Source organism: Bacillus cereus group sp. MYBK30-2 (assembly GCF_051915945.1).
GTDB lineage: Bacteria > Bacillota > Bacilli > Bacillales > Bacillaceae_G > Bacillus_A > Bacillus_A paramycoides.
This window is the reverse complement of the sequence record NZ_JBQAFR010000003.1, coordinates 79,209-96,925: the sequence shown is the minus strand read 5'-3', so window position 1 is coordinate 96,925 and position 17,717 is coordinate 79,209. Positions and strand designations below refer to the sequence as shown.

Sequence of the window (17,717 nt, the reverse complement as noted above, 5' to 3'; positions counted from 1 at the left end):
ATTGAAAGGCAGGCGTATGATACGCCTGCCTTTTTATTGTGAAAAAATTATACTTGCGTCCACTTCTTATTTTAGTTACTATAGTCGTAGTAACCAAAATAGAAAGCGTGGAGAAAGACTTGAATTTTCGTGTATATATTTTAGCTATCGCGGCTTTCGTAGTCGGGACGGTTGAGCTAATTATAGGAGGAACGCTTGATTTAGTTGCCAATGATTTAGGTGTGTCGATTAGTGCAGCTGGTCAGCTTATTACAATATTTTCAGTAGTATTCGCTCTATCAGGGCCGGTTTTATTGGCATTAACAGGTAAGGTTGAAAGAAAAAAATTGTATGTTGTGGCATTATCAATTTTCTTAATTGGAAATATCGTTTCGGCATTTAGTGTGAATTACGGGATGCTAATGTTCTCGAGAGTAATTTGTGCAGCGAGTGGATCGCTTATTATTGCACTATCGGTAACACTTGCTTCTAGTGTAGTAGAACCGCATTTTCGTGCGCGTGCGATTGGAATCATTTTCATGGGGATTAGCGGATCACTCGTACTTGGAGTACCGCTCGGTCTTGTACTAGGAAATGCATACGGATGGCGTGCGCCATTTGTATTAATTTCGATATTAACAGTTATGGCAATTGCTTGTATTTCGTTGTTCTTAACGAAAGTACCAGCGACATCAGTATTATCAATAAGAGAACAAATTGCTACTTTAAAAGATAAAAAAGTTGTAAGTGCACAGTTAACATCATTTTTATTTTTGACGGGTCATTTAACACTATATGCATATTTAACGCCGTTTTTAAAAGATGTAATGCACGTTGAAGCAAACTGGATTAGTTTGTTTTACTTCATTTTTGGAATCGCGGCAGTAATTGGAGGCGGCTTCGGTGGATGGCTTGCTGATAAATGGGGATCAAAGAAAAGTATTATTTCCATCATTATCGTATTTGCATGTGCAATCTTTATGTTGCCAATGATGACATTCTCATTCCCACTCTTTATTATTATGATGGGAATTTGGAGTATGCTGAGTTGGGCAATTTCACCCGCACAGCAAAATTATTTAATTGAAATTGCGCCGGAATCAGCTGGTATCCAGCAAGGCTTAAATAACTCCGCACTTCACTTAGGTATTGCGCTCGGTTCAACAGTAGGTGGAGTTGTTATTGAGAAATCATCTGTTATAAATAATGCGTGGGTAGGCGGCGGTTTTATAATATTGGCACTGCTTTGTGCGATTTTCTCGATTACGAGAGGACGCTCGAATCAGTTTGTGAAGGAAGAATCTATCGTTTGATAGGTTCTTTTTTTTGGTTTAAAAAAATTAAAGGATTTAGTAGAAGGATGAAGAAGGATGTAGGTAACGAGGTGATAATCTATGGATTCAAACTTTTCGATAATTGGTTTTCTATTTACTGTTGTACCATTCTTTCTTGTAATTTTTTTATTTAGATGGGTTCGTTTCATCTATCAAAATTCTGAGAAACAAGTTGAGCAAAATGAGAAAATCATTGAGCTGTTGATGGAGATAAAAGAGCAAAATGAAAAGGAGTCTAGGTGAATAACTAGACTCCTTTTTTATATATTGAAGTAAGTATAAATCAAATTCGAGACCTGTTAATTGTTGTTCTGCTAACTATGTAGTTACTGTTAGCTCTCCCCTTGCTAGTACCTCAGCTTCATCAACAAATTCTTAATTTCCTCATCTTCCATAAAGAGATTATGGTGCTTCTCTGTAATCTTCGCAAGTGCAACGTCATGATAGAAGAATTCCGTAAAAAATTTCACGAAAGGCTGCGACATTGTTTTCATCGCTTGCCATGATTCTTGTTCTACACCAGCAAATAAAATTTCGCGATCGTCAACGATGAGCAGTAAGTAGCGCTCTAATGCGTTAGGCTCTTCAGTTGGGATTAGAAAATGCATGTTTTCTAAGTCTGTTTCTACTTTTCCAACTATGAGGGCCTCGATCTGGACATCTTGTTTTGCCTTTTGTTCTAGTAAAGGAAGATATTCTAAAAGGGTATCATTCCATGCGGAGATACGTATGGATTCTTTCGCATCCTCTACAAGTTGTCTACTTTGTACTTTAATAGAAGACTGCATTTTTAAACTCCAAACACGGTCATCCGTAAATGATTTTTTAGAAATATTATTTTCAAGTTCTTTAATATTAGATTGGAATTCTGTCGTTAACTTTTCAATTGCTAGCTTGAGTGGTAATGCTGTATACAATTTTTTCTTTTCTGAAACAGAATCCATTACCATTCCTTTATCAATTAGGCGTGCTAACACTTCATATATTTTTGCTTTTGGAACACCTGAATGTTTAACAATGGTTGTTGCATCTAATGGTTCATTGCTTGATACGACAACTTCATAAGCTTGGCTTTCATATTGTGAGAAACCGAATTTTTGTAACATAGTTCCCTCCGAACGAATGAGATTATATGTTAAGGATAATGAACTATTTGTTTTTACACAAGTACTACGATAATAACTAAGCTGATTGGAATGAGAACAAATTTCAAATTTTTAAACTATATAGATTGAGCTTTCCTATTTATCTATTATACTTAATATAGTGATTAATATGATTAAATTTCATCGAGAAGGGGATGCTTGGGGGAAGATGTTAAGAAGTTTACGTTTAAAAATTGCGGTAGTATTTTCGGTGCTTATTTCTATGATGTTTGTAATATTAGGTACAGCTGTGTATCAGTTACAGAAGGAGAAGGAGACTCGTTCCCTTGATCAGTATTCTCAAAATACGATGGATCTTGTAACAGAGCAGTTAACTGCATTTATGCAGCGGATTGAAGAAGATATGGGCCATTATGGAAGTCATGATGATATTCAAAACATGTTACAAGATGGGGTTACTCCAGAAGAGGAGAGTTTTATTTTAAAAGAATTTTCAAGATTTAAAAAGAATCATCCTGATATTTTAGATGTATATATTGGGACGAAAGATAAAAAAACGTTAAGCGCAAATCTTGCTGACGGAGGAAAAGTACCTGAAGGATATGATCCAACAAGTCGTCCTTGGTATAAAACATCAGAAGCAGATACAAAATCGATTATTTGGGGACAACCACAATATGAAATTGCGACAGGTAAGTTAAGTATTGGAGTTTCAAAAGCCATTGTCGGACAAGATGGTTCTGTGTTAGGGGTTGTAGCAATGGATGTATCATTAGGGACGATTCAAAAGCTACTCCATAATATTCAATATAATAATGGCGGAGAAATGTTTATTGTAAATGATAAAAACATTGCCATTGTGTATCCAGAAAAAGTAGGAAAAGATGTTTCAAAAGAACCACTTGTAAAAAGCTTAAATAAAGATGAAACGAAATTTGCGGTGGCGACATTAGGTGGAAAAGATGTAGTAGCCTATAGTCAAGTGTTTGATAAGATGAAATGGAAAATTGGGATTGTATATCCGAAAGAGTCAATTGATAACTTACTCGTAGAAACAAGAAATACAGTTATTATAATGGCATGTATAAGTTTATTGATTGGAATATTAGCTTCATATTTATTCTCAAGAAGATTAGCAAGACCGTTACAATTGTTAACGAATCATGTTCATAAAGTAGCGGAAGGTGATTTAACACTGCAAATGAAAGTGACAAGTAAAGATGAGGTTGGTACGCTTACGACTCACTTTAATCATATGGTGGAGCAAATGAATGAAATGGTAAGTAAAATTAAAAATAGTGTATCGGCAGTGCAACAATCGACGCATAATCTGCATTATTTAACGAATGAAACTGTAGCAGCTAGTAGAGAGGTTTCAGGTGCAATGGATGATGTGAGCGGAGGAGCGTCTACTCTTGCTAATAGTGTAGATGAGGTTTCAACACAACTTGAAAATATGGTGCAGTCGATGGAACAAATGAATAATTCCGTTGGTGAAATAAAGGGAGTAGCCGGTAAAGCGGAGGAAGCGTCTAAGCAAGGATTAAATACGATGCGGAATTTAGTTCGTACAAAAGGAGAATCATCTTCGATTGTTGTTCATACAGAGGAAGCATCCGGTAAGTTAGAGCAAAGAGTCGGATCGATTCAAAATGTTGTAGAGCTTATAAAAGGTATTTCGGATCAAACGAATTTACTTGCTCTAAATGCTTCGATTGAGGCAGCTCGTGCAGGTGAGCAAGGTAAGGGATTTGCGGTTGTGGCTGAAGAGGTTCGAAAGCTAGCGGAACAATCGAAAGAGGCAACAGGAGAAATCGCAACGATGATTGGCGATGTACAATTAGAGGTAACACGAGTTGTAGAAGTCGTAAGTAAATTGAAAGATATTGCTGATATACAAAATAAAGTTACGACAGAGGCGGAGACTGAATTCCGTACAATTATGTCAGTCGTAAATACAATTAGCGGTTCAGTTGAAAAAATTGTAGCAGAAGTGCAGAATATAGGGCACGAGCAAGGAGAAATTACAGAGGTAATGCAAACAATTGCTGGTACGAGTCAAGAAAGTGCAGCTGTTTCTGAAGAGGTAAATGCTGCAACTGAATCGCAAGTGGATCATTTAGAAAAAGTAGCTCATACGATGGAAAGTTTGACAGAGCATATGAGGGACTTAGGAAGATTAGTTGAGCAGTTTAAAGTAGAGGAATAACAAATTAGTAAAATGATGAGGATTTCGGTAAAATAGACAATGGATATATAAGAAGCAATTATAGGAGGAAGACTACGATGGCAATTGTTGACGTATCGATTATTCCAGTAGGAACAGGTAATCCAAGTGTTAGTGAATATGTTGCAGAAGTACAAAAAGTGTTAGAGAAAAATGCTGATCGCGTGAAGTATCAATTAACACCGATGAATACAGTAATTGAAGGAGATCTTCCTGTTTTATTAGAAGTAATTCAACAAATGCATGAAGTACCGTATACGAAAGGTGCACAGCGCGTTGCGACAACAATTCGTATCGATGATCGTCGTGATAAAGTAAGCACGATGGAGAAGAAGTTAAACTCTGTTCGATCAAAATTATAAGAAAAAGCAGCGATCTTCGCTGCTTTTTTTATAGTGTTACATATAGGAGGAAATGAGATGAGTGAGAAGTTTAATGAGCAATTTGATGGACTTTTAGAAAAGTATACAGAGCTATTGCTAGGAGAAAGTAATGAAGAACGAAAAGAGCAAGTGCAAAAATGGGCACTTTATTCTTACATCGCTAAGACGATGCCAGCTTTAGTGAAGCATTGGAATGAGACGTATCCAGACGCGAAAGAAGAGATGGTACAGTTAATTACGAATATTAAAAAGTTAAATGATGAGAAGCGAAATGAGAAGTGAGAAAGCTTGAGGTAATGTTACCTCAAGTTTTCTTTATTAATATCCTTATATAACTTACATGGAATATAAAGGGTTTTATAAGCATGTCGAATATTTTCAGTATGCTTATTTTTTGCCTAGTAAACCTGTTTTTTCTAAATGTCGAAAAATATTTCCTTCATATTTACAAGCGAGAATATAGGGTTTTAAATATTTTTATAGTATTTTATAAATTATCTAAATAATTATTTGTATCAAATAATTTTAAAGAATGATATAATTTTGAAGAGGGGTAAAAAACAGATAAAGTACAGTCATAGGGGTGAATTACATGGAACAATTAATGCGAAATTCGTTTCTTTTCTTGTCAAAAAATAAAGCGCTAACAAAACTGGCTAAAAAGTACGGTTTGCGCTTTGGTGCAGGTCGCTTCGTCGCAGGGGAGACGATTGAATTAGCGACAGCAGCAATTCAACAATTAAATAAGCAAGGTCTTTGTGTAACAATCGATTATTTAGGTGAATTCGTTGATAATGAAGCCGAAGCAAATGAAATGGCTACCCAATCGATTGAAGCGATTCGTGCAATTGGAAGAGAAGGTCTTGATTCGCAGCTTTCTTTAAAAATGACTTCTATGGGATTAGATATCTCTGATGAGATTGTAATGAATAATATGCGCCGCATTTTAGAAGCTGCAAAAGAAAATGGTGTGTTTGTTACAATTGATATGGAAGACTATACGCGTTGCGGAAAAACAATTGATATCTTTAAACAATTAAAATCTGAATACGATAATATCGGTACTGTTATTCAAGCGTACTTATATCGTACAGAAAAAGATATTGAAGATTTAAATGCTTATAATCCGAATTTACGTCTTGTAAAAGGGGCTTATAAAGAACCTGAAGAAGTAGCGTTCCCGGACAAGAAAGATGTAGATGACAATTATAAAAAAATTATTAAAATGCACTTATTAAATGGAAATTACACTGCAATTGCTTCACATGACGAAGCGATTATTGAATATACGAAAAAACTTGCCGAAGAGCACAATATTTCAAGGGATCAATTTGAATTCCAAATGTTATTTGGTATTCGTACAGAGCGTCAACTTGAGCTAGTAAAAGAAGGTTATAAAATGCGTGTTTACGTGCCTTATGGAAACGACTGGTATGGTTATTTCATGCGCCGTCTAGCAGAGCGCCCAGCAAACGTTGCATTCGTTTTAAAAGGTATGATCAAAAAATAACCAAGGAGAAAATTCTCCTTGGTTATTTTAATTGTTGAAATGCGTAATGTGCCATTTTCTTCGTATCAGGATATAACTGCGTACGAGTAGAAGATAATACGACGTTAATAACACGTTTACCGTCTTTTTCATCAACAGTTACAACTGTATATTTTCCGAGTGCAGATAAACCGCTTTTACTTCCAATCGCATATGGATCGTCATATAGTTCTTCTCGTCCATAGTTTGCAATTTTGGGAGAGCGCTCTGAAGTATGCAGTGTTGTGCGTGTTGAATTCATATATTCTAAAACAATCGGATATTTTAATGCTTCTTTCGTAATAATAGCAATGTCATAAGGTGATACTTTATTTCCAAGTGCATCAGCACCGCTTGCGTTTTTGAAAGTTGCATGTTTTGTACCAAGTTCCTTCGCTCTAGCATTCATCATTTTAACAAACGCTTCTTTTGATCCTGCAATATGTTCTGCAATTGATTCAGCGATTGGGTCTGCACTAATGATCAGCATAAGCTTTAATGCCTCATCACGTTTTAATTTTTCACCCGCGCGTAGCTTAATCTTTGTACTTTGACTTTCTGTTTTAATCGCGTGTTCTGTAATCGTAATTTCTTCATCTTCTTTTACATTCTCTAGTAAGAGAAGGGTCGTCATCATTTTGGCTATACTAGCCGGATAAGAGCGTTCATCTTCACGTTTTCCATACAAAATTTTCCCTGTGTCTGCATCGATTGTAATCCCGTATTGACCAGTAATATCAGGTTGATCTGCTCTTACAACTTGTTGCCTATGTGCATAAGAGAAGAAAATCATCCCTGTAAATAGTGTGGCAATCATTACAATCATAATTATTGTTCGTTTCATCGTCGTTCCCTCTTTTGTTTTCCATATGTACAAATAAATTGGGCAGAAAAAGCAGCCATTAATCATTATGCCACGTTCTCTGCCCAAAAATATAGCGTTATTTTTCGCCCATATTATGCTTCTTATATTGTTGGTTATTACCTTGACGCCCTTTTTCAACGCCACGATCAGTTGGACCGGCGTTTCCTGTCACGCTTGCTGCACTAATTCCAGCTTTTGAAGGGTTCTTCTTAATTTTTGCCATATATATTCCTCCGGTTTCGTCAGATTATAAAAAGGAAAAGTGTATTTGAGTAACGAAAATACACATACATAGCATAGCCAAATGAAAGAAAAGTATTTATTTCAGAAAATTTTATCAATAAATATATTGCGAAAATTCAAACGTTGTCATATATTTATTAGTAGAGGCTCACTCATTGATTGCGACTTATGTCGAAAAATTGAATGAGCATTCATTCAAGAATAGGGGGAGAATTGGATGTTCCAAATTAAAAAGGCTGCTGTTCTAGGTTCAGGCGTAATGGGTTCAGGAATTGCGGCACACTTAGCTAATATTGGTATTCCGACATTATTGCTTGATATTGTACCACCGGCGCTTACGAAAGAAGAAGAAGCGAAGGGACTTACATTAGAACATAAAAGTGTGAGAAATCGTTTTAGTAACACTGCACTACAAAAACTAGTAAAGCAAAAACCAGCTCCTCTGACAGTGAAAGGTAATCTAGCGCTGATTGAAGCAGGTAACTTAGAAGATGATCTTGAGCGTCTTGCTGATGTAGATTGGATTATTGAAGTAGTAGTTGAAAACTTAGATATAAAGAAAAAACTATTTGAAAAAGTAGATGCTGTTCGTAAACCAGGCTCGATTGTGAGCTCAAATACATCAGGCATTTCCGTTGAAAAAATGGCAGAAGGTCGTTCAGACGACTTCCAGAAACACTTCCTAGGCACACACTTTTTTAACCCACCACGATATTTAAAACTTCTAGAGGTAATACCGACGAAAGAAACTGATCCACAAGTATTAAGCTTCATGAAATTATTTGGCGAAGACGTTCTTGGAAAAGGCGTTGTTATCGCGAAAGATACACCAAACTTTATCGGAAACCGCATCGGTACGTACGGCTTGCTTGTAACGCTTCAAGAAATGATTAAGCGTGGCTATAGCGTTGGAGAAGTTGACTCTGTAACAGGTCCATTAATTGGTCGTCCGAAGAGCGCAACGTTCCGTACATTAGATGTTGTTGGTTTAGATACATTTGTACACGTTGCAAATAACGTATATGAAAATGTACAAGAAGAAGAGCGCGATGTATTTAAAGTACCTGCTTTCATGCATGACATGCTTGAGAAAAAATGGCTTGGAAGTAAAACTGGTCAAGGCTTCTTCTTAAAACAAGGAAAAGAAATTTTAGAATTAAATCCTGAAACGATGGAATACGAAGCGCGTAAAAAATTAAAAGCTGCATCCGTAGAGTTAAGTAAGCAAGAAAAAGGATTAGCGAATAAATTGAAAGCGCTTGTATACGCAAAAGATCGCGCAGGAGAGTTGTTATGGAATATTATCACACCAACTCTTTTATACTCTGCAAAACTTCATAAAGAAATTGCTGACGATATTGTTGCAATTGACCAAGCAATGAAATGGGGCTTCGGCTGGGAGCAAGGACCATTTGAAATTTGGGATGCAATCGGTGTTGAAAAGTCCGTTCAAAAGATAGAAGAAAACGGCGCGGTTGTTCCTACTTGGGTGAAAGAAATGTTAGAGAAAGGTTTTACTACTTTCTATAAGTATGATAATGGCGATAGCTACTATTACGATAATGGTGAATATAAGCTAATCGAGCGTAACAAAAAAGCAATTTCTCTTAAACAATTAAAAGAGAAAAACGGCGTGTTAAAGAAAAATAGCGGAGCGAGCTTAATTGATTTAGGTGATGGCATCCTTTGCCTAGAATTCCATTCGAAGAGCAATGCAATCGGTATGGATATTACGCAAATGATTAACTACGCTGTTGATGAAGTAGAAAAGAATTATAAAGGTCTTGTTATTGGAAACCAATCGAAGAACTTCTGCGTTGGTGCGAACCTTGCAATGATCTTAATGGAAGCACAAGATGACAACTACTTTGAAATTGAGTGGGTTGTGAAAAACTTCCAAGATGCAATGACGAAAATTAAGTACTCTTCTAAGCCAGTTGTAGCAGCACCATATGGTATGACGCTTGGCGGCGGTACAGAAGTTTGTTTACCAGCAGCGAGCATTCAAGCTTCTAGCGAAACATATATGGGCTTAGTAGAAGTAGGTGTTGGCTTAATCCCTGGCGGAGGCGGTAACAAAGAGCTATACATTAAACACTTAAACAAAATGGCAAATGGTGTAGAATTCGACTTACAAAAAGTTGCGAATAAAGTATTTGAATCTGTAGCGATGGCGAAAGTTTCTACATCAGCACAAGAAGCTGTATCTAACAACTTCTTAGGCGATAAAGACGGTATTAGTGTGAATGGTGATCACTTACTATATGATGCGAAACAAAAAGCGCTTGCTTTATATGAAGCAGGTTATAAAGCACCGATTCGTAAAAAGATACCAGTTGTTGGCGAAACAGGCTATGCAACGCTTGTACTTGGTGCAGAAGCAATGCATTTATCTGGTTACATTTCTGAGTATGATCTTCACATTGCGAAGAAACTTGCATATGTCATTGCGGGAGGAAAAGTACCGTACGGAACAGAAGTTGACGAGCAATATTTATTAGATGTAGAACGTGAAGCATTTATTAGCTTAGTAAGTGAGATGAAATCACAAGCAAGAATGCAGCACATGCTTGTAAAAGGGAAGCCATTACGTAACTAATAACGAGGGGAGATATCGTTCATGAGAGAAGCTGTCATTGTTGCGGGAGCAAGAACACCAATTGGAAAAGCAAAGAGGGGTTCATTAAAAACAGTTCGTCCTGACGATCTAGGGGCGTTAGTAGTAAAGGAAACGTTAAAACGTGCGAATTATGAAGGACCAATCGATGATTTAATTTTCGGTTGTGCGATGCCAGAAGCAGAGCAAGGTTTAAATATGGCTCGTAATATCGGCGGGCTAGCAGGACTTTCTTACGATGTTCCGGCTATTACAATTAACCGTTACTGTTCTTCAGGTTTACAAAGTATCGCTTACGGAGCAGAGCGCATTATGCTTGGGCACTCTGAAGCTGTATTATCAGGCGGAGCGGAATCGATGAGTTTAGTTCCAATGATGGGACACGTTGTTCGTCCGAATAGTCGCCTTGTAGAAGCGGCTCCAGAATATTATATGGGTATGGGACATACAGCAGAGCAAGTTGCTGTGAAATATGGAATTTCTCGTGAAGAGCAAGATGCATTTGCGGTAAGAAGTCATCAGCGCGCAGCAAAAGCATTAGCTGCAGGGAACTTTGCTGATGAAACAGTATCTGTGGATGTAACGTTACGTACTGTTGGATCAAACAACAAATTGCAAGAAGAAACGATTATTTTCGCACAAGACGAAGGTGTAAGAGCAGAGACGACGCTAGACATTTTAGGTAAATTACGTCCAGCATTTAACGTTCGCGGTTCTGTAACAGCTGGTAACTCTTCACAAATGAGTGACGGCGCAGCATCTGTACTATTAATGGATCGTGAAAAAGCAGTGAGCGATGGCATGAAACCACTTGCGAAATTCCGTTCATTTGCAGTAGCTGGAGTACCACCAGAAGTAATGGGGATCGGCCCAATCGCTGCAATTCCGAAAGCGTTAAAACTAGCTGGTTTAGAGCTATCCGATATCGGCTTATTCGAACTAAATGAAGCATTCGCTTCTCAATCTATCCAAGTTATTCGTGAGCTTGGATTAGATGAAGAAAAAGTAAACGTAAACGGCGGTGCAATCGCACTTGGACATCCACTTGGCTGTACAGGAGCGAAACTAACACTATCTCTTATTCACGAAATGAAACGCCGCAACGAACAATTCGGTATCGTAACAATGTGTATTGGCGGCGGAATGGGAGCTGCGGGAGTGTTTGAATTACTATAAAAAAAGTGGAAGCGGCTCGCTCAGAATGTGAGGGGGATGGAGCTTCAGACGTAGAGGCGCTTTTTGTCTCAGAGGAAGAAGCGAAGCCACCGAACAATCTAGCCGCTGGAACTAGATTATAAAAAAGTGCAGGTGGCTCGCTTAGAACAGGAGGGCGTTGGAAGCCCTGACGAAGAGGCGCTTTTTGCCTCACAGGAAGGGATGAAACGACCGACTGTTCTAGCCAACGGAACTAGATTGAAAAAATGCAGGCGGATCGCTTAGAACAAGAGGACGCTAAAGTAAAGAATGGAAGCAACAAAGGCTTATAAAAAATAAAAGGGAGAGCCAGCTTCTTTCAAAACGAGAGAAGTGGCTTATGAAAATATGAAGGAGGAAATTTTCATGGAAAAAACAGTAGGAAGTGCGGTTAAAGGCGGTAGCTTTTTAGTTGATGAGATTACGATTGATCAAGTGTTTACGCCAGAAGATTTTTCATCTGAGCATAAAATGATTGCAAAAACGACAGAGGACTTTATCGTAAATGAAGTTCTTCCAGAGCTTGAATATTTAGAGCAACACGAATTTGATCGTTCTGTTCGCCTTTTAAAAGAAGCTGGTGAACTTGGTTTATTAGGCGCTGACGTACCAGAAGAGTACGGCGGAATTGGCCTTGATAAAGTAAGTTCAGCGTTAATCGCAGAGAAATTCTCTCGCGCTGGTGGCTTTGCAATTACTCACGGTGCTCACGTTGGTATCGGATCTTTACCAATCGTCTTATTCGGTAACGAAGAGCAAAAGAAAAAATATTTACCACTACTTGCAACTGGTGAAAAATTAGCTGCATATGCATTAACTGAGCCAGGTTCTGGATCTGACGCTTTAGGTGCAAAAACAACTGCACGTTTAAATGCAGAAGGTACACATTACGTATTAAATGGTGAAAAACAATGGATTACAAACTCTGCATTCGCTGATGTATTTGTTGTATATGCAAAAATAGATGGCGAGCATTTCTCAGCATTTATCGTAGAGAAAGAGTATGCTGGCGTATCTACAAGCCCAGAAGAAAAGAAAATGGGTATTAAATGTTCTTCAACTCGTACGTTAATTTTAGAAGATGCATTAGTACCGAAAGAAAACTTACTTGGTGAAATCGGTAAAGGTCATATTATCGCGTTCAACATTTTAAATATCGGCCGTTATAAATTAGGTGTTGGTACAGTTGGATCTGCGAAACGTGCAGTAGAAATTTCAGCACAATATGCAAACCAACGTCAACAGTTCAAACAACCAATCGCTCGCTTCCCATTAATTCAAGAGAAACTTGCGAATATGGCAGCGAAAACATATGCAGCTGAAAGCTCTGTATATCGTACAGTAGGTTTATTCGAAAGCCGTATGAGCACATTATCTGAAGAAGAAGTAAAAGACGGTAAAGCAGTAGCAGCTTCTATCGCTGAATATGCAATCGAGTGCTCTTTAAATAAAGTATTCGGTTCTGAAGTGTTAGATTATACAGTAGATGAAGGTGTTCAAATTCACGGTGGTTATGGATTTATGGCAGAGTACGAGATTGAAAGAATGTACCGCGATTCTCGTATTAACCGTATTTTCGAAGGTACGAACGAAATTAACCGCCTAATCGTACCAGGTACGTTCTTACGTAAAGCGATGAAAGGTGAATTACCATTACTACAAAAAGCACAAAAATTACAAGAAGAGTTAATGATGATGATGCCAGAAGAAGTAGGCGATGAGCCATTAGCACTTCAAAAGTATTTAGTAAATAACGCGAAGAAAATCGGTTTAATGGTAGCTGGGTTAGCTGCTCAAAAATACGGTAAAGCATTAGATAAAGAGCAAGAAATTCTTGTGAATATCGCTGATATCGTAAGCAACCTTTATGCGATGGAATCTGCTGTTCTTCGTACAGAAAAAGCAATTAAAACAACTGGTCTTGAAAAGAATAAACAAAAAGTGTTATACACTGAAGTATTCTGCCAAGAAGCATTCAACGAAATTGAAGCAGACGCGAAAGAAACACTTATCGCAGTTGAAAACGGCGACATGCTGCGCATGATGTTATCATCACTACGCAAACTAACTCGCCACACACCACTTAACGTAATTCCGAAGAAACGTGAAATTGCTGCGAAAATTTTAGAAGATGAGCGTTACACAGTTTAATAGATGAAAGAGAACCAGTGGCCTTATGGCTACTGGTTTTTTTATTGATAGATTCTTGAAAAGGGCTGTTTTACATATGTATTTGTAAACGGCTTTTTTAATGGAGGTAAAGGAGATGAAGTTAATAAGGGGAGAAATAGTTCATCAAATAGCATTTTTACCGCGTCTATTTCCGATTAACTGTTATTTTGTCGAAGAAGAAACAGGATTAACTTTAATTGACGCAGCTTTACCATTTTGTGCAAAGAAGATTTTAGATTCGGCTCGAAAAATAGGGAAACCGATTACGAATATTGTTATTACACATGCACATGATGATCATGTAGGAGCGCTTGATGCTATAAAACAAGAACTGCCGGATATTCCAGTCTATATTTCTAAAAGAGATGCTCGTTTACTTGAAGGAGATTTGTCGCTGCAACTAGGGGAACCAGGCACGCAGGTAAAAGTGAGTGTGTCAAAAAAAATAAAGACGATTCCAGATATTCTTCTTCAAGAGGGAGATAAAATTGGTTCTCTTGTAGCGATTGCAGCTCCAGGTCATACACCAGGATCAATGGCGTTTTTAGACACGAGAAATGATGCACTCATTGTTGGAGATGCATTTCAAACGAGAGGAGGAGTGGCGGTAGCAGGACAATTGAAGTGGCTTTTTCCATTTCCTATGTTTGGTACTTGGGATGCAGAAGTTGCATTAACAAGCGCTCAGAAATTGCTGGAGTATAAGCCGTCTATATTGGCGACAGGTCACGGGAAGATGATTAAAGATCCATTATTGCAAATGCAAAGAGCGATTGAAGAAGCGGAACGGAATTTAACAAGGAAGAGCCTCAAATAATTTAGAGGCTCTTTTTTGTTAGATGATATTATTTTACAGGTTTTAAAAAGGTATATACGGCTAAGAAAAAACAAAGGAAAATAAATACGATAGGATCTTGATATGGATTAGGCTCAGAGTCTTTCTGGATTTCTGTAAGGAAGTCATGTGTTTTCATGTGTATCTCTCCTTTTATTCATAAATTTTATATGCAGTGAGAATCATGATGAATAAGTAAGGTGGTGTAATAATAAATAGTAAGAGGTGCTTTAAATTTTTTTAATTTTCATTTAATAATTATTATATAGTAATTTAATTTCTAAAACTATAGAATGCAAAGCTTTTGTGATATGTAAAATTGCATATTATTCTTTTTAAAAATCTCGTTATATCATCTTTATGTTTACATTAAAGGATTTTAATTATGGAACGGACTTGTGAGTATAAGTATGATTGTATCTCTATAATATCGAATAAATATTCATCTTTTATTTTGTTTATACGCGGGAAAAATTAATGAATACAATCCAAAAAGAACTAAATACTAATATTGAATGAACAAAGAAAGGTAGGAGTATTCTATGCAAAATTTAACAGAGCTTGAAGTGGAGAATTTGCGTCATTTAATTGGTGGACATGCGACGATTATTAACAAATTGGAACAGTATGTACAGGCTTGTACGGACCCGCAGTTAAAGCAAATGCTTGAGAAGGATGCACAAGATGCACGAAATACGAAGCAACAACTAATGACTTTTTTAGGATAGGAGGAAGCGAAAGATGAATGAAAAAGATATGGTAAATGATTATTTAGCAGGATTAAATGCAAGTTTAACAAGTTATGCAAATTATATTGCTCAGTCTGATAATGAACAGTTACATCAAACTTTAATTCAAATTCGTAATCAAGATGAAATGCGTCAACGTAATATGTATGAATACGCAAAGCAAAAAAGTTATTATAAGCCAGCAGCAGCTGCTAATCCGATGATTGTGCAGCAACTAAAAAGTCAATTAAGTGCGGAATAGTGTGCAGAGAAAACGAGCGAATGAAGTCGCTCGTTTTTTTGTTTTGTATATGTCAATAAATATATAATAAATATTTTTACAGTTGTAACAAATATGACGAAAATGTAATATAACAATTCACAAAAAGGACAAAACTTTGTTCAACGTTTCACAAAGTATCCATGGTTTCTATCGTGGGAATCTTTATAATTAAGAGTGTAAAGAACAAAAGAAATAGATTACATGATCAATTGGGGGGGATTTCCATGAATAGAAATACAAGAAAAATTGCAATTATCGGTACTGGATTAGTTGGATCAAGCTGTGCGTACTCCATTGTAAACCAAGGTATTTGCGAAGAGCTATTATTAATTGATATAAATCATGAACGTGCAGTTGGAGAAGCGATGGATTTATCGCACTGCATTAACTTTACAAATACAAGAACAAAAGTATATGCAGGAAGCTATGAAGACTGCAAAGATATGGACATTGTAATTATTACAGCAGGACCAGCACCGAAGCCCGGACAAAGTCGTTTAGATACTTTAGGAGCAAGCGCAAAGATTATGGAAAGTATCGTAAGTGGCGTAATGGAAAGTGGATTTAATGGCATTTTCTTAATCGCATCGAACCCAGTTGACATTATTACATATCAAGTTTGGAAATTATCTGGTGTACCAAGAAATCGCGTGCTTGGTACTGGTACATCATTAGATTCTTCTCGCTTAAGAACTATTTTATCTGAGATGTTAGGGGTAGATCCTCGTAGCATTCATGGATATTCATTAGGAGAACACGGTGATTCTCAAATGGTTGCTTGGTCTCACGTAACTGTTGGTGGAAAGCCAATTCTACAAATTTTAGAGGAACAAAAAGAACGTTTAGGTGAGATAGATTTAGATGAAATTGTTGAGAAGACTGCAAAAGCTGGGTGGGAAATTTATAAACGTAAAGGAACTACTTATTACGGAATTGGAAATTCGTTAGCTTATATTGCTCGTTCAATTTTCAATGATGATCACCGTGTTATCGCTGTTTCAGCTATTTTAGATGGTGAATATGGCGAATACGATATTTGTACAGGAGTACCAGCAATTATTACTAGAGGCGGTGTAAGGGAAGTTGTAGAGCTGAACTTATCAGAAGATGAAGAAAGTCGCTTTGCAAAATCAAACGATGTTTTACGCGATTATATGAAGACAATTGGTTACTAACTTATAGGAGAAGGTGAAACAAATGAAGGAATATATAATGTCTCGTGTGTTTAAAGCATCTGCCGGAATCGCACAGGGTATTTTCGTATCCCTTGGAATTGGTTTACTGATCGAAAATATAGGAAGAATTGTTGATATCTCATTACTTATTACAATCGGGGTTGTTGCAAAATCACTTATGGCACCAGCAATTGGAGCCGGGATTGCTTTTATGCTCGGTGCAAACGGGCTCGTAATCTTTTCGGCGATGGTAGCTGGAGCAATTGGAGCTGGATCAATTTCAATTACTGAAGCTGGTCTTATCATTAAAACAGGTGAACCAATCGGTGCATTATTAACAGCGACTTTAGCAGTTTATATTGGTAAACGATTAAGTGGAAAAACTGCTTTAGATATGATGCTCGTTCCATTTGCAGCGATATTAGGTTCTGGTTTAGTTGGTATTTGGTTAGCTCAAAATATTAGCCCAGTTTTAAATACAGTTGGAGCATTCATTAAAGATAGTTCAGCTGGTAGCCCATTTATCGCTTCTATCGTGATTGCTGTAGTTTGGGGATTGTTACTTATCTCTCCAGCTTCATCAGCTGCTTTAGCGATAGCACTTAGCTTAGATGGTGTTGCAGGAGGTGCAGCACTTGCAGGATGTGTTGCTCAATTTATCGGATTCTCTGTTATTTCAGCGAAAGAAAATAATTTAGGTGGCATATTAGCTCAGGCACTTTGTACTCCAAAAGTACAGTTGCCGAACATTACTAAAAACCCAATGATTCTCGTCCCAACTGTCGTCGCCAGCGCTATAGTCGGCCCGGTATCAGCATTAATTTTCCAACTAGAAGCAGGAAAAGAAATTGCTGGACTTGGATTAAGCTCTCTTATCGCACCAATTAATTTAATTTCCAGCCAAGGGTGGGAGGTTGTCCCAGCGATGGTAATCACTTATATCATCATTCCAGTAGCTGTTTCTTATATACTTTACATTGCTCTTAAAAAAGCAGGTCGTATCCATTCAGGTGATATGACTGTACCGCAATCTTAATTTGAAAATCTC

The 17,717-nt window shown here is 37.3% G+C and carries 18 protein-coding genes and 1 pseudogene; 15 read left to right on the top strand and 4 right to left on the bottom strand.

Features of this window, described 5'->3' with window-relative positions; genetic code table 11:
• The first annotated feature begins 38 nt into the window (after positions 1-38).
• Positions 39-1,292 carry an MFS transporter gene (locus tag ACTFQM_RS19915; protein WP_440035961.1) on the top strand — a complete coding sequence of 418 codons (1,254 nt, stop codon included), beginning with the start codon at positions 39-41 and terminating at the stop codon, positions 1,290-1,292.
• Positions 1,293-1,373: 81 nt separating this feature from the next.
• A complete protein-coding gene (locus ACTFQM_RS19910) occupies positions 1,374-1,556 on the top strand; it encodes a hypothetical protein (RefSeq protein ID WP_048375398.1) in 183 nt (60 codons plus the stop codon).
• A 104-nt stretch (positions 1,557-1,660) separates the two neighbouring features.
• Here the strand turns inward: ACTFQM_RS19910 and ACTFQM_RS19905 are convergent, their stop codons facing one another.
• A complete protein-coding gene (locus ACTFQM_RS19905; RefSeq protein WP_440035959.1) occupies positions 1,661-2,419 on the bottom strand; it encodes a TrmB family transcriptional regulator in 759 nt (252 codons plus the stop codon).
• A gap of 169 nt (positions 2,420-2,588) precedes the next feature.
• Here ACTFQM_RS19905 and ACTFQM_RS19900 point away from each other — a divergent pair.
• The 5 genes and pseudogenes from ACTFQM_RS19900 to ACTFQM_RS19880 all read left to right on the top strand — a co-directional run.
• Positions 2,589-3,632 (top strand): annotated as a pseudogene (locus ACTFQM_RS19900) (cache domain-containing protein); the annotation flags it as partial.
• Positions 3,621-4,628 (top strand): methyl-accepting chemotaxis protein, encoded by a 1,008-nt coding sequence (locus ACTFQM_RS19895; RefSeq protein ID WP_440036176.1) that lies wholly within the window; start codon positions 3,621-3,623, stop codon positions 4,626-4,628. The pseudogene ACTFQM_RS19900 and the gene ACTFQM_RS19895, both read left to right, overlap by 12 nt.
• A gap of 77 nt (positions 4,629-4,705) precedes the next feature.
• On the top strand, positions 4,706-5,008 hold the full coding sequence (locus ACTFQM_RS19890; protein ID WP_002174081.1) for an MTH1187 family thiamine-binding protein: 303 nt from the start codon (positions 4,706-4,708) through the stop codon (positions 5,006-5,008).
• Positions 5,009-5,065: 57 nt separating this feature from the next.
• A complete protein-coding gene (locus ACTFQM_RS19885; RefSeq protein ID WP_002145027.1) occupies positions 5,066-5,311 on the top strand; it encodes a YusU family protein in 246 nt (81 codons plus the stop codon).
• Positions 5,312-5,621: 310 nt separating this feature from the next.
• Positions 5,622-6,539 carry a proline dehydrogenase family protein gene (locus ACTFQM_RS19880; protein WP_002174080.1) on the top strand — a complete coding sequence of 306 codons (918 nt, stop codon included), beginning with the start codon at positions 5,622-5,624 and terminating at the stop codon, positions 6,537-6,539.
• A gap of 22 nt (positions 6,540-6,561) precedes the next feature.
• On the opposite strand, the gene ACTFQM_RS19875 is transcribed toward ACTFQM_RS19880, so the two are convergent.
• Both ACTFQM_RS19875 and ACTFQM_RS19870 read right to left on the bottom strand, forming a co-directional pair.
• Positions 6,562-7,401, bottom strand: a complete 840-nt coding sequence (locus ACTFQM_RS19875) for a D-alanyl-D-alanine carboxypeptidase family protein (RefSeq protein ID WP_328046633.1) — start codon at positions 7,399-7,401, stop codon at positions 6,562-6,564.
• A gap of 97 nt (positions 7,402-7,498) precedes the next feature.
• Positions 7,499-7,645 carry a YuzL family protein gene (locus ACTFQM_RS19870; RefSeq protein ID WP_087968598.1) on the bottom strand — a complete coding sequence of 49 codons (147 nt, stop codon included), beginning with the start codon at positions 7,643-7,645 and terminating at the stop codon, positions 7,499-7,501.
• Between the two features lie 237 nt (positions 7,646-7,882).
• On the opposite strand from ACTFQM_RS19870, the gene ACTFQM_RS19865 reads away from it, so the two are divergent.
• The 4 genes from ACTFQM_RS19865 (at position 7,883) to ACTFQM_RS19850 (ending at position 14,465) form a co-directional block, all read left to right on the top strand.
• Positions 7,883-10,264 (top strand): 3-hydroxyacyl-CoA dehydrogenase NAD-binding domain-containing protein, encoded by a 2,382-nt coding sequence (locus ACTFQM_RS19865; RefSeq protein ID WP_440035957.1) that lies wholly within the window; start codon positions 7,883-7,885, stop codon positions 10,262-10,264.
• Between the two features lie 21 nt (positions 10,265-10,285).
• The gene (locus ACTFQM_RS19860) at positions 10,286-11,458 is read left to right on the top strand and encodes an acetyl-CoA C-acetyltransferase (RefSeq protein ID WP_001206342.1); all 1,173 of its coding nucleotides are present in this window, start codon (positions 10,286-10,288) and stop codon (positions 11,456-11,458) included.
• 384 nt (positions 11,459-11,842) lie between these two features.
• Entirely contained in the window at positions 11,843-13,627 is a 1,785-nt protein-coding gene (locus ACTFQM_RS19855; protein ID WP_002174076.1) for an acyl-CoA dehydrogenase family protein, read from the top strand.
• Between the two features lie 115 nt (positions 13,628-13,742).
• Positions 13,743-14,465 (top strand): MBL fold metallo-hydrolase, encoded by a 723-nt coding sequence (locus ACTFQM_RS19850; protein ID WP_440035955.1) that lies wholly within the window; start codon positions 13,743-13,745, stop codon positions 14,463-14,465.
• A 28-nt stretch (positions 14,466-14,493) separates the two neighbouring features.
• On the opposite strand, the gene ACTFQM_RS19845 is transcribed toward ACTFQM_RS19850, so the two are convergent.
• A complete protein-coding gene (locus ACTFQM_RS19845; protein ID WP_440035954.1) occupies positions 14,494-14,622 on the bottom strand; it encodes a hypothetical protein in 129 nt (42 codons plus the stop codon).
• Positions 14,623-15,025: 403 nt separating this feature from the next.
• On the opposite strand from ACTFQM_RS19845, the gene ACTFQM_RS19840 reads away from it, so the two are divergent.
• The 4 genes from ACTFQM_RS19840 (at position 15,026) to ACTFQM_RS19825 (ending at position 17,705) form a co-directional block, all read left to right on the top strand.
• Entirely contained in the window at positions 15,026-15,211 is a 186-nt protein-coding gene (locus ACTFQM_RS19840; RefSeq protein WP_440035953.1) for a hypothetical protein, read from the top strand.
• 13 nt (positions 15,212-15,224) lie between these two features.
• Positions 15,225-15,473, top strand: coding sequence for a spore coat protein (locus tag ACTFQM_RS19835; RefSeq protein WP_193412904.1), 249 nt, complete (start codon positions 15,225-15,227; stop codon positions 15,471-15,473).
• Positions 15,474-15,718: 245 nt separating this feature from the next.
• On the top strand, positions 15,719-16,669 hold the full coding sequence (locus tag ACTFQM_RS19830) for an L-lactate dehydrogenase (RefSeq protein ID WP_440035952.1): 951 nt from the start codon (positions 15,719-15,721) through the stop codon (positions 16,667-16,669).
• A gap of 22 nt (positions 16,670-16,691) precedes the next feature.
• Entirely contained in the window at positions 16,692-17,705 is a 1,014-nt protein-coding gene (locus ACTFQM_RS19825) for a PTS transporter subunit IIC (protein ID WP_440035950.1), read from the top strand.
• Positions 17,706-17,717: the final 12 nt, after the last annotated feature.

Bases quoted from the DNA above. Each gene is read 5' to 3' on its own strand.
- ACTFQM_RS19835 (WP_193412904.1), top strand. From the start codon at position 15,225: ATGAATGAAAAAGATATGGTAAATGATTATTTAGCAGGATTAAATGCA.
- ACTFQM_RS19895 (WP_440036176.1), top strand. From the start codon at position 3,621: ATGAAAGTGACAAGTAAAGATGAGGTTGGTACGCTTACGACTCACTTT.
- ACTFQM_RS19830 (WP_440035952.1), top strand. From the start codon at position 15,719: ATGAATAGAAATACAAGAAAAATTGCAATTATCGGTACTGGATTAGTT.
- ACTFQM_RS19890 (WP_002174081.1), top strand. From the start codon at position 4,706: ATGGCAATTGTTGACGTATCGATTATTCCAGTAGGAACAGGTAATCCA.
- ACTFQM_RS19860 (WP_001206342.1), top strand. From the start codon at position 10,286: ATGAGAGAAGCTGTCATTGTTGCGGGAGCAAGAACACCAATTGGAAAA.
- ACTFQM_RS19840 (WP_440035953.1), top strand. From the start codon at position 15,026: ATGCAAAATTTAACAGAGCTTGAAGTGGAGAATTTGCGTCATTTAATT.
- ACTFQM_RS19880 (WP_002174080.1), top strand. From the start codon at position 5,622: ATGGAACAATTAATGCGAAATTCGTTTCTTTTCTTGTCAAAAAATAAA.
- ACTFQM_RS19870 (WP_087968598.1), bottom strand. From the start codon at position 7,645: ATGGCAAAAATTAAGAAGAACCCTTCAAAAGCTGGAATTAGTGCAGCA.
- ACTFQM_RS19865 (WP_440035957.1), top strand. From the start codon at position 7,883: ATGTTCCAAATTAAAAAGGCTGCTGTTCTAGGTTCAGGCGTAATGGGT.
- ACTFQM_RS19875 (WP_328046633.1), bottom strand. From the start codon at position 7,401: ATGAAACGAACAATAATTATGATTGTAATGATTGCCACACTATTTACA.
- ACTFQM_RS19910 (WP_048375398.1), top strand. From the start codon at position 1,374: ATGGATTCAAACTTTTCGATAATTGGTTTTCTATTTACTGTTGTACCA.
- ACTFQM_RS19825 (WP_440035950.1), top strand. From the start codon at position 16,692: ATGAAGGAATATATAATGTCTCGTGTGTTTAAAGCATCTGCCGGAATC.
- ACTFQM_RS19905 (WP_440035959.1), bottom strand. From the start codon at position 2,419: ATGTTACAAAAATTCGGTTTCTCACAATATGAAAGCCAAGCTTATGAA.
- ACTFQM_RS19855 (WP_002174076.1), top strand. From the start codon at position 11,843: ATGGAAAAAACAGTAGGAAGTGCGGTTAAAGGCGGTAGCTTTTTAGTT.
- ACTFQM_RS19885 (WP_002145027.1), top strand. From the start codon at position 5,066: ATGAGTGAGAAGTTTAATGAGCAATTTGATGGACTTTTAGAAAAGTAT.
- ACTFQM_RS19850 (WP_440035955.1), top strand. From the start codon at position 13,743: ATGAAGTTAATAAGGGGAGAAATAGTTCATCAAATAGCATTTTTACCG.
- ACTFQM_RS19845 (WP_440035954.1), bottom strand. From the start codon at position 14,622: ATGAAAACACATGACTTCCTTACAGAAATCCAGAAAGACTCTGAGCCT.